This window comes from Chlorobium phaeovibrioides (assembly GCF_003968655.1).
GTDB classification, from domain to species: Bacteria; Bacteroidota; Chlorobiia; order Chlorobiales; family Chlorobiaceae; genus Chlorobium; species Chlorobium phaeovibrioides.
Map to the genome: position 1 here is coordinate 76,829 of NZ_RXYK01000007.1, position 11,292 is coordinate 88,120.

An 11,292-nucleotide genomic window follows, 5' to 3' on the forward strand; every position below is an offset into this window, starting at 1 on the left:
AAAGGAGGGGCTGGCTTAACAAACGGCACACTGTGCCTTATGGTTCCCTGAATTGACTTCAGTAGGTGAAGTCAACGCCAAGAACGAAGCTGCGGCCGGGTGCACGGAACCACTCGGCTTCTTCATACTGCGTATTGTTGATGTTTCTGCAGAGCAGTGTTGTGGAGAAGTTGTCGTTGACCTTGTACTTTGCGCCGATGTTGAACACTACGAAGTCGCCTGGATAGTTTTCACCATCGGGGTCGGTGTAAGCATTTACGGCTTTGTACTCACTAACATAACGCCCTGAAGTGTTGAGTGTCAGGCGATTTGTGGCCTTCCATGCGACACTTGCGGACGCGGTGTGCTCAGGCCTCATCGGCAACCACTCCGGGTCAGGGTTTTCGTCGAGGAATGTGTTTACGCCCTCTTCATAGTCGGTGTTTTTCGCGTTCATGTAACTATAGGTGAGAGCGACATTCACCGGATCGATGGGGTTGATGTTCAGCGCGGTTTCAATACCCCAGATCCGTGCCTTGTTGACATTGGTATAGGTGAAATATGTCGTTTTAGTACTGCCTGTTACAGGCAAGAACTGCGACTCAATCAGGTCATCGTAGTAGTTCAGATATGCGGAGATGTCAAAGGAGACCCGCTTGTTGAGCATCGTGAACATACCGACCTCATACGCGGTGAGGGTTTCCTTGTCAAGTTCCGGGTTCGGGTTGCCGTCCCATATTCCTGCATCGCGGACGAATCGTTCTGCGAGTGTCGGGGCCCGGAAACTTCTGTTCCATGATGCGCGAAGAGCTGTTTTGTCTGATGCCCGATAGTTCAGCGCGATGCGAGGGCTCAGTGCGTCAACAGAAGGGTTATCGATTTCTGTTGTTACGGAGTTGGTAGTTGAGGCTACGGCTGAATAATCCACATAGGTGACATTGTCAGCACTGATGTCGCTCCAGTCATAGCGAACCGATGCGAGAATCGTCAGCCTGTCTGTCGCCTTGAATTCATCCTGCACAAAAAATGCGAGGTTGCGTTCCTGAATGCCATGCAGGGCGTCATCGTCCAGGACAGGGGCGTCAGGAATTTCATCGGTGTACTGTGTTGACTGCACATCAACAATGTTGGCATCTACACCGAAAAGCATGCGGTGGTTGTCATTCAGGCGGTAGTCAACCTTTGTTCCGGCTCCAAAGCGGTCAGAGATGTCCTCGTTGAACTGCCCGGCATATCTGGATACCACAGGGCCAACGCCTGGGACATATGTCGTTTCATCACCACCTTCCGGATTGTATTCCACCCGGTTCTCATTTCTGGTGTAGTAGAGTCTGGTGTCAACGCTGAGGTCGCTGCTCAGCATATTGACATAGTTCAGACCGACCAGAGCGTTTTTCCGTCTGATGTAGTCGTCATCGTAGTTGTCGCCAAGGTTCTCATATGCAAAGTCTGGCAAAGGTGTATTATTTGCCGCAAAGTCTATCGGCCATGTTGTCGGGTAAGCGGCCTTGGTTTCACTGTAAAATGTGCTTAGCTGGACATACTGCCTTGCATCAATGTCATACCTGGCTTTGAACTTGATATCATCAAGCTTGTAGTTGGCGTTCTGCTTGTAGCCGTCATCGTCTCCATGCGAATAGAGGACGCTGTAGTTCAGCTTGTCCTGCTTGTCGCCAAAGCCGACATAGGTGTTCCAGAACCATGGGGTGCTCCCTGTGTCATAATAGTCACTCTTGTCTCCAACCGGAGGGTCATCATAATAGCCGCCGCTGAACCCTGCTTTGACCTCGAACTTCTCTGGCATGCTGCCCTGCACATTGACAACGCCCCCCATTGCACCTGAACCGTATAAGGTCGCTGCTGCGCCCTTGAGCACCTCTACCTTGTCGGCGGCGTTCATGTTGATGTTGTGCCATACAATTTCTCCCGTGACGGGGGTGTTGATGGGGAACCCGTCATAAAGACCCTGCACCCTGGTGCCGATTCCACCACCATTGAAGGTGTTTGATCCGCGGATTTGCACGGTTGCCGTGCCGAAGCCGCCCGCACGGTTGACGACGACTCCCGGCACATTTTCAATCACCTGATCGAGTGATGCGGCGGGCTTCTCCTTGATTTCTTCGCTTGAGACCACGGAAACCGTTACCGGCATATCAAGCCTGTCCTGCTCATACATTGCGGCGCCGACCACAACCTCTGAAGCCATGACGGTGGTCTGTGAGAGTGTGAAATCAGCTGTTGCGCCTGCTGCGCCAACGGTTACGGCCTGTGTTGCGGGCGAGTAGCCGATGATGGAGACGGAGACTTTCTGCGTTGTTTCGGGTACATTCCGGAGGGTGAAGTTGCCGTCCAGATCTGTGGCGGTTCCAATTGTGGTTCCGTTGACTGTAACGGAGGCGCCGTAAACGCCTTCACCGTCGGTTTTGTCGGTTACTGTTCCTGTTATGGTTCCGGCCTAGGCGGCTAATGGAACCAAAAGTGCCAGCATTAAAAATGCCGACAACACAATACGGGCAAGCGAACCTGCCAGTGCTTTGGTTGATTTCATGGTTGTGTGTTGTGTGTGGTTGATGAACAATATATCTGCGAGTGTTGTGTCGCATTACTTGAACAAAGTATAAATATAGACAAAAAAACAGTGTAATGTCAATACCCCCGCTTCCGGGTGCCGGGAAACGGGGGTACGATGTGGGGTGGTGGGAACTTGCGGCTGTTTTTACTTCAAATAACCCCAAGCTCTTTGCCTATGGTGCAGAACTCTGTGATGACCTTGTCGAGATGCTCCTTTTCGTGGGTGGCCATGAAGCTGGTGCGGAGCGCTTCGTGCCCGGGCATGACGCCGGGACGGATGAAGGCGTTGACATACACTCCGGCATCAAAGAGCTTTTTCCAGAAAAGAAGGGTCTTCATCTGGTCGCTGATGAGAACGGTGACAATGGCTGTACGGGAGGGCATGAGGCGGAATCCTGCTTTGAGCAGCCCCTGGCGGACATAGTCGGTGTTTTCAACCAGCCGGGTCATGAGTTCGGGTTGATCACGGATGATCTGAAGTGATACCAGTACAGCCGCAACGCTTGCCGGGGTGGGCGAGGCGCTGAAGATGAGTGAGGATGCGTTGTGCTTGATATAGTCGATGACCTTTTCTTCGCCCACCACATATCCGCCGAGCGAACCGAAGGTTTTTGAGAAGGTGCCCATGATGAGGTCAACATCGTCCACGAGGTTGAATTCAGAAGCGGTGCCTCTGCCGCCTTTGCCTATGACCCCGACTGCGTGGGCATCATCAATGACGATTCGGGCTCCGTACTGCTTTGCGAGTTCCACCAGACGGGGGAGTTCGACAATTTCACCCGATACCGAGAAGACGCCGTCAACAACGATGAGGCGTGGCGCATTGTCGGGGATGCTCTGGAGAACCCGTTCGAGGTCGTCCATGTTGTTGTGGTTGAAGCGGACGAGCTTGGCTCCGGCTCCCTGTGCCATGATGGCGGCGGCAACAAGGCTTGCGTGGTTGTCGCGGTCGGAGACGAGGTATTCGCCGCGCTGCACGAGCGTGGGGATGATTCCCTGACCAGTCTGGTAGCCTGTGCTGAAGAGCAGGCAGCTCTCTTTTTCAAAAAAGTCGGCCAGCTGCCGTTCGAGCTCAAGGTGGAGGTTGACGGTTCCGGTCATGTAGCGCGAGCCGCTGCAGCTGGTCCCGTATTTTTTTATGGCGTTTATCGACGCCTCTTTTACCCTGGGGTTCGAGGTGAGTCCGAGATAGTTGTTGGAGCCGGCCATAACCAGCTTGCGTCCTCCAAAGGAGACAACGGGGCCTTCGTTTTCGTCTATGGGGTGGAAAAATGGGTAGACTCCCTGTGCCTTGACCTCATCGGCAAGGGTGAAGTCAAAACATTTTTTGAACAGATCTTTCGGTTTCTCCACAGTAATGTACATTTAGCTTCAGCTGCTGCAGGGGAGCTGGGAATTCTCTTGTGGTTGCGGCCCACCATTTTGGGGGCGGCCGTTTTAATAGCTCTGTGGGCTATGTTGCCCAGAAACCGAAATGTATGAAATTTTTTATTTTTTCTGTTCATAACAAGCCCCGCTTTTTCTATTGCAAGGCGTAACCGAAGAAAACGAAGTGAAGAATTATGGGTGAAACTATACTGGTGACAGGCTCAACCGGATTTATCGGCAGGCGCCTTCTTCGTCATTCCTCGCTTGCGGGTGAGACGCTTCGGGTTTTTCTGCGCCCGGGAAGTCCCCGGCGTGAAATGGATGCGGGCGTAGAGGCGGTCAGTGGCGGATTTGACGACCCTTTGGCGCTTAAGCGCGCCGTCAGGGGGGTTGACCGGATCATCCATCTTGCAGGGGTGACAAAGGCGGTTGACGATGCGGCTTTTGACGGGGGGAATGTGCTGCCTGTGGAGAACCTGCTTGCGGCTGTTCGTGATCATAATCCGGGGCTGAAGCGGTTTGTGCTGGTATCGTCGCTTGCGGCTGCCGGCCCTGCTTCCGCGGGGTATCCGGGTGTTGTTGAGTCGGAAGTTCCTCACCCGGTGAGTGCTTATGGCCGGAGCAAGCTTCGGGGGGAGGAGGCTGCACTTCGGTTTGCCGGGGATATTCCGGTCACCATCCTCAGGCCTCCGGCAGTCTACGGCCCCGGCGACCGTGATGTGCTGCAGGTATTCCAGATGCTTTCAAAGGGGTTCCTGATCTCCGCCGGCAACGCCCGATGCCAGCGTTTCAGCATGATTCATGTGGATGATTTGATTCGGGGTATCATGATGGCTGCCCGATCTGACATTGCTGCCGGCCGTATATATAACATTACCTCTTCCGGGCCCTGGTCATGGGATGATGTGGTCGCAGCCGCGCGCATCGCACTTGGTGTTCAGCGGGTGTTCAGGGTATCGCTTCCGGCTCCGGCTGTCATGCTCCTGGGGACGCTTGCTGGTGCGGCTGCCTCACTTGCCGGCAAGGCCTCCATCCTCAATCGCGACAAGGCTCTTGAGCTTCTTCAGGATTACTGGGTCTCTTCTCCCCGAAGAGCGGCCGAGGAGCTTGGCTTCACTGCCGGCATCAGTCCTGAAGTGGGTGTTACGGGAACCATTGCCTGGGCCCGGGAACAAGGCTTTTTGTAGCATTTCTGTAAAGTTACACATCTTTTTTGCGCTTTTGCCTACAATTGACTACTTTTCCATATGAAAATGCCGTCAATAGTACTGTGAACGCGCACTGTGCACCGGGCCGGTCCTGCCGACTGCAGATGTATCCGGAGGTTGCTGTTCTGGTGCTTCATGCGTAAAAGGGTTCCGGCGCTCTCTTTCTTCCCCCTTTCTTCCTTACGGGCAGCAATGCCTGCTGATATCTGCCTTTTGGCCTGATCGTACAGCGATTTGCCGCTGCATTCCCTGTACGAATGATTCCCTGCACTGCGAGTGCATCGGGGGACCCTTTGGTTTTTTCAAGGGTTCAGGTTTCGGGGCTTTTGCATAAGCCATGACAGGCTTCAGATGCCTTTCCTCTTGGGGTTTCGCCCTTGGCGTGAGGTTTTTTTTGGCATCGCAACCCTTCAAACGGGAGTGCGTATGAACAGGCGTTTGCTTCGGCTGCTTCTTTTCCTTGGTTTCTTTTTTTGTGATGATGCCCGTGCGGGGGTGTTTGAGGTGAGCTTGTCTTCAGATGATGGAGATGAACATTCGCTGCGCTGGGCTGTTGAACAAGTCAATGCGTCGGCAGATGCGGATAATGTGATACGGTTTACGACGGAAACGGTGACGCTCAGCAAAGCATTGCCGGTGCTGACGAAAAATGTCTCCTTTGAAGCTCCGGCCGGCGGGGTGCAGCTGGCTGGAACCCTTTTGCCCAACCCAACCGCAGTTTTTTCGGCTTCAGGAAGAGCACTTCTGAATTTGCCTTCAGGTATGGCGATTACGACAAGCGGTAAGTCAACTGTTATGGCCTATGGTGGTGATGATATCGTGTATTTCGACGGTGATCTTGCTGGAGACATCACCACGACGACAACAACTTCATATCGGGCATATGGGGTGTGGGCAAATGAATCAAGCACAGGATCTGGCGATATTATTGTTGATGGAAGTGTTTCGGGTAACATCACGACGACTGCGAAGAGCAACAGGGCAATGGGGTTGATTGCAACCAATGTAATCACCATAGGAGGGGATGTTTCCGGCAGCTTTGTGACATCGGCCATTACCGGTGGAACTGCTTATGCTCTTTATTCCAGTGCGACAACGACGATTGGCGGTGATCTTTCCGGTAGTATTACCGCCTCAGCTGGTGATAGCAAGGCCGGCGGAATCAGTGCAAGTGCTTGTGCTGTGGGAGGCGATCTGAGCGGCACGATAGCTTCGACTGCCATCAATAACAAGGCTTATGGTCTGAAACTTAGCGGTGGGTTGACTGTGGGCGGAGACCTTTCGGGAACCATCAATTCTACAGCAATTGCGGGGAATGAAGCCTATGGCATCACTGCTAAATCAGGCGTCAATCTAATAGGCGGGGTGTCCGGATGCATAGTTGCTTCAGCCGGCGGGACAGATGCGGCAGGTATTTATGTGTCCGGAAGTTCGCTGGATGGGGGTTCCTTGTCTGATGCTGCGGAAATATCGGGGACGATCACTGCTTCATCGTCCGGGGCTTCGGCGGCCATTATGGCATGGACGGAGATGAACCTGAATGTTACCGGAACGCTCTCTGCTACGGGGGCGTCTGCGTATGCCATCCGTTCGGGAAATTTTGACGGGGCCGGTGGCTTCGTTGATAACACAGCGGAGCGGGTGGACAGGGTGGCGCTTGGCAGCGGAGCGGTGTTGATCGGCAGCGTTTTTCTGGGCGATGGGGACGATGTGCTGACCCTCAGCGGGACAGCGGATATTTCTGGGGTTCCGGAGCTCCTGGGAGGCACCGGGGATGACCGGCTGGTGTTCAGTGGATGGAATGGTGCGTATTCAAGTGCCATGCAGGGGTGGGAGCATCTTGATGTGGGTATGGGTTCATCGGTCGGAATGGATGCTCTGGGGTCATTTTCAGGTGAAGTGTCGGTGCTGGAGGGGGCTGTGCTTCGGGCGGGTGGTGCGGGCCACGGTGACCGGATTGCCGGGAGTCTTGCCAATAGCGGGCTCATTGAGCTTCGCGACGGAAACGCCGGTGGCTCCCTCAGGGTGGATGGGGGTTATGCCGGAGGTGGCTCTGTGGGGCTTGATGTGGGTGCGGGGAGTGCGGATCTCCTCTCGCTGTCGGGCACTGTGTCGGGAACGACGACGCTTCTGCTCAGTGTGGCTCCTTCGGTTACTGAACTTGCGGCGGCTGAGCCGTCGCTTCTGGTGCATACCCGGAGTGTGGTGGCGGAGGATGCGTTTGTGGTTGTCGATGAAACAGATTACGGCCCCTATGCTGCTTCGGTATCGGTGGTTGAGGATGGAACTGGTGCAACGGACTGGTATTACGGGGTGAGGGGTCTGGATGATGAAGCGGTGATGGCGCAGGCCCTTATGCCTTTCCTTGCAGGGCCGATTGAGTCTTTTGTGCCCCGTTTTTTGGAGCGTAGAGCCTATGGGGGCGAAAAGGGGGTGTCCCCGGAAATTGGAGGCGCATGGGTCAGAGCGGGTAAGTCGTGGAATAGTGAGGAGTTGAGGGGGGATGCAGGGAGTATTGCCGAGGGGAGCTTCAGGTTTGTGCAGCTCGGGTGGGATATGCTCTACCGGCGTTCCGGGAAACTATTCTATGGTGCGGGTGTTTTTGCTGGAACCGGGACAGAAACGGGCAGTGTGTCAACCCCCGGGGGAAAGGATCTGGGAGAGCTGGAGGGGACTTTTTACTCAGGTGGAGCATACGGATTCGTTTCGCGTCCAGGGTTGTACCGTTTTGAGTTGGCAGCGGGCAGTGGGCTGCATGAACTTGATGTCCGGTATGCAATTGCACCAAAAGAGCGTGTGGCTGCGGGGAGCATTTTTGTGTCGGCTGAGTTGGAAGTACTGCTGCCTCTGGGTTACGGGGTAGCTCTTTCACCAAGGGTTCAGGGGCTCTGGCGGCATGTTGACGGGTTCAGCCTGGCTCCCTTGACGACAGGCCGGCTGGTTGTGGATGACGACGAGAGGATTATGGGAATTGGCGGCCTTGGAGTTGTTCTCAATACGGATTGTCCCGGCTGGTATCTGGTGGCGGAGGGGACGGTCAGGTTTGAGCCGAATCCATTGAACAGCGTAAGCTATCCGGAAACGGGGGTCACTTTGGAGACTTCAGGTGATCGGTATCGTTTTGGCGGCAGCGTTACCATCGGCAACCGTGCCGGCGGCGTGCTTGATCCGGTTTACTGGGTGAAGGCGGGAACGATGCTTGCTTCAGGTTCGACGGATTCCTTCTCGCACACGGTTGAGGTGGGGGTGAAGGTGCCGTTCTAAAGGTGCGCGGGGTTCAGCCGATGAGCTGCTGCATGAGACGGAGGAGGAGGAATTTTTCGTCTCCGTAGGGGAGAAGCCCTTTGAGTGATGCATCTGTATCTTTGAGGGCCAGAAGCGCCTGGCTGGTCTGTGAAGGCGAAAATGAACGGGTGTAGGCCAGGTAGTTTTTGACGAAGTACTCCTGTTTTCCATACATGCCAAGAAGTTTTGCCATGTCGGACTGCGCCATACCCCGGACTTCCGGCTGCGAAAGTTTCCAGACCCGTATGAAAAATGTTGTGAGGTAGCGGACAATGTTGCCGAGCCCTTCCTTCTGACCTTCGCGGTCCATGATCATGAGCGATATGCCGCTTGAAAGACGCAGATTCCTTGCGGCAACTGCTTTTTCAAGTTCAAAGACATTGTATGTTTTTGAAATGCCGACACATTCGTACACATCAGCCGCAGTGATGTTCTTTTCGCCACTTCGCGATGATGCGTAGGTGATCATTTTTTCAATTTCCTGGCATATCTCCCTTGATGAGGGCTGTATGTAGGCGGTAAAGGCTTTGAGGGCATCGGGCTCGAATTCCCAACCCGCCTCACGGGCACGCTGTGTGGCGAACAGGTCAGGGGTTTTTATGAGAGGGAAGTCGTGGCGGAATGGTTTGAGGGTGCTGAATGGTTTTTTTTCAGCATCCTTTTTTTCGAGCTGATCGGCATCAAGCACCAGAATGGTGAATTCAGCCGGGTTGTTCATGTAGCCGGCGAGCTTCAGGTCGTGCTGTTTCTGGAGATCTTTCGATGGCGGTTTTTTGATTTTCTCAAACTGCCGGACAATGATCAGCTGCTTCGGGGAGAACATCGGGTACTCCGAGGCCCTGGCTACAAGATCACCGGGGGTGATGTCGGGGCCGTAGATGACATGGGTGTTGCAGGCGGCTTCTTCTTCTGAAGGGAATGCTGCTGTCCTGATCAGGGCGGTGAACTCTTCCTTGAGATAGCTTTCAGGGCCGTGAAAAAAGTATACCGGCGAGAGTTTTCCGGCAAGAATGTTTTTTTTCAGTGTTTCCATCGGCTTGAAAGGTGCGCTTCGGGGTGCTGTTTTTTCTGGCACCCCTCAACGCGTTACGGGTAATTCGGCTCTCAGAAGGGGAGGTCGTCCTTGTCGTTGTTTTCAATCATTGGCCCCGATGGTGGCTGGGAGGTTGCAGGGGGTGCCGCCTGATCGTTCTGCTGCGGGCGTGCCTGAGGCTGTGCCGGAGTGCTTCCCTGCTGCTGGCCTGCGTCACCGTAGCTTCCGCCGCCACTGCCGCCCTGCCCTCCGAGCATCTGCATTTCGTTGCAGACAATATCGGTGGCATATTTCTTTTCCCCGGTTTTCTGGTCGTCCCAGCTGCGGGTCTGAATGCGCCCTTCAAGATAGACCTGACGACCTTTTTTGAGGTACTGGCCGCAGATTTCAGCGAGCCTTCCCCATACGACAATGCGGTGCCATTCCGTTCTCTCCTGCATGGTGCCGCTGTTGTCCTTGTAGCTGTCGGAGGTGGCCAGCGTGAAATTGGCTACGGTCTGCCCCGAGGGGATCTGCCGGACTTCAGGATCGCTTCCAAGGTTGCCTATCAGTGTGACTTTATTGATTCCTCGTGCCATAATGTCTGTCCCTCTGGTTTGGGGTTCATGTAAATTGAATGGAGCCGGGGCTGTTTATACATTCTCATTTATAGTATACGAGACTCCTGCGTAACAATATAGCTGTCGTGAAAATTTACTGCAAAATACGCTGTGCTGTTCATCCCCTCAGACCATCAGCGCTCCGTCAATAACAGGACCTTCCCTGCAGAGCAGTATGGTTCTTGTGCCGCCTTCGGGATTGGCGATTTCCACGCTGCAGCCGTAACAGATGCCGAAGCCGCATCCCATGACCGATTCAAGCGACACTTCACAGGCCAGACTGTGCTGGCGGCAGTAGGATGCGAGGGCTTTGAGCATGGGGGTCGGGCCGCAGCCGAAAATTTTGACCCTACCCTCGGCTGCGATTGCTGAAATTTCGGCATCCAGCAGGTCGACCACGGTGCCCTTGACGCCGCACGAGCCATCATCGGTTGAGAAGCGGCAGTTGGAGAGATTGTCGCTGAGCAGCTCCTTCTGGCTGCGGCCGCCGATCAGGTTGATGCTCTTTTTCCCTGCTGCGGTCATTGCTTTTTCAAGAAAGCGCATGGGGGCAGTACCAATGCCTCCTGATACCAGCACGGCAGTTGAAAAGGTGCCGGAAGGTTCGCTGAAGCTGTTGCCGAGCGGACCGAGTACCATGAGCTCTGTTCCCGGTTCGGTTCGGCAGAAGAGTTCTGTTCCGCACCCGATCTCTTTGACCATGAGTTCTATCTGGCCGTTTTCGGCGTTGTGAATGGAAAAGGGCCTTCTAAGGAGCGGTTGTGTTGAGCTGCTCACCCTCACATTCACAAAGTTGCCGGGTCGGGCTGCTCCGGCAATTTCAGGGCAGGCAAGAGTGATGACGCTCGTGTCCGGACTGATGCGTCGTGATGCTGTTATTGTTGCGCGGGAATCGGCTATGGTGCAGGTTTCGTGCATTGCTGGGTTCAGTGTGCTGAGAAAAAGAGCTTAATTTCAGAAGATAATTAATGCAGGGAAAGTGTCATTTGCAAACAGAGTCGCAGAAGAAACCAGGGTGCGGCAGGGTTTCTGGCCTGAAGGAATGATATTTAGTGGACCCCGTCCTATAGACAAAAAGGGCCTGAGTTTAAGTTGGAAACCTGCTGTTTATGCAGCAGAAAGGCGCTGCTCCTCTTGTTCATTTAACTCTTCCTGTGGCTCGTTCTTGAGCCGGTACTTGTCAACGATGTGGGCCCCGCCGCCTTGGCCTGAACGATACACTTCATCAGGAGTGCTGTAGTCCAGAGAC

At 54.3% G+C, this 11,292-nt stretch carries 7 protein-coding genes; 2 read left to right on the forward strand and 5 right to left on the reverse strand.

Annotation, left to right across the window (positions count from 1 at the left end; translation table 11 throughout):
- Positions 1 to 58: 58 nt before the first annotated feature.
- The gene (locus tag EKD02_RS06140) at positions 59 to 2,425 is read right to left on the reverse strand and encodes a TonB-dependent receptor (RefSeq protein WP_244924410.1); all 2,367 of its coding nucleotides are present in this window, start codon (positions 2,423 to 2,425) and stop codon (positions 59 to 61) included.
- Between the two features lie 275 nt (positions 2,426 to 2,700).
- The gene (locus EKD02_RS06145) at positions 2,701 to 3,903 is read right to left on the reverse strand and encodes an aminotransferase class I/II-fold pyridoxal phosphate-dependent enzyme (RefSeq protein ID WP_041470012.1); all 1,203 of its coding nucleotides are present in this window, start codon (positions 3,901 to 3,903) and stop codon (positions 2,701 to 2,703) included.
- A gap of 209 nt (positions 3,904 to 4,112) precedes the next feature.
- On the opposite strand from EKD02_RS06145, the gene EKD02_RS06150 reads away from it, so the two are divergent.
- On the forward strand, positions 4,113 to 5,105 hold the full coding sequence (locus EKD02_RS06150) for an NAD-dependent epimerase/dehydratase family protein (protein WP_126384522.1): 993 nt from the start codon (positions 4,113 to 4,115) through the stop codon (positions 5,103 to 5,105).
- A 447-nt stretch (positions 5,106 to 5,552) separates the two neighbouring features.
- Positions 5,553 to 8,390, forward strand: a complete 2,838-nt coding sequence (locus tag EKD02_RS06155) for an autotransporter outer membrane beta-barrel domain-containing protein (RefSeq protein WP_126384525.1) — start codon at positions 5,553 to 5,555, stop codon at positions 8,388 to 8,390.
- A 13-nt stretch (positions 8,391 to 8,403) separates the two neighbouring features.
- Here the strand turns inward: EKD02_RS06155 and holA are convergent, their stop codons facing one another.
- From holA to EKD02_RS06170, 3 genes are all read right to left on the reverse strand, one after another.
- On the reverse strand, positions 8,404 to 9,444 hold the full coding sequence (gene holA, locus EKD02_RS06160) for a DNA polymerase III subunit delta (protein WP_126384528.1): 1,041 nt from the start codon (positions 9,442 to 9,444) through the stop codon (positions 8,404 to 8,406).
- 71 nt (positions 9,445 to 9,515) lie between these two features.
- Positions 9,516 to 10,022: a single-stranded DNA-binding protein gene (locus EKD02_RS06165; protein ID WP_011889577.1), complete on the reverse strand. Its 507-nt coding sequence runs from the start codon at positions 10,020 to 10,022 to the stop codon at positions 9,516 to 9,518.
- Positions 10,023 to 10,169: 147 nt separating this feature from the next.
- Positions 10,170 to 10,961 carry a dihydroorotate dehydrogenase electron transfer subunit gene (locus EKD02_RS06170; protein WP_126384531.1) on the reverse strand — a complete coding sequence of 264 codons (792 nt, stop codon included), beginning with the start codon at positions 10,959 to 10,961 and terminating at the stop codon, positions 10,170 to 10,172.
- Positions 10,962 to 11,292 lie beyond the last annotated feature (331 nt).

Bases quoted from the DNA above. Each gene is read 5' to 3' on its own strand.
- EKD02_RS06150 (WP_126384522.1), top strand. From the start codon at position 4,113: ATGGGTGAAACTATACTGGTGACAGGCTCAACCGGATTTATCGGCAGG.
- EKD02_RS06155 (WP_126384525.1), top strand. From the start codon at position 5,553: ATGAACAGGCGTTTGCTTCGGCTGCTTCTTTTCCTTGGTTTCTTTTTT.
- holA (WP_126384528.1), bottom strand. From the start codon at position 9,444: ATGGAAACACTGAAAAAAAACATTCTTGCCGGAAAACTCTCGCCGGTA.
- EKD02_RS06165 (WP_011889577.1), bottom strand. From the start codon at position 10,022: ATGGCACGAGGAATCAATAAAGTCACACTGATAGGCAACCTTGGAAGC.
- EKD02_RS06170 (WP_126384531.1), bottom strand. From the start codon at position 10,961: ATGCACGAAACCTGCACCATAGCCGATTCCCGCGCAACAATAACAGCA.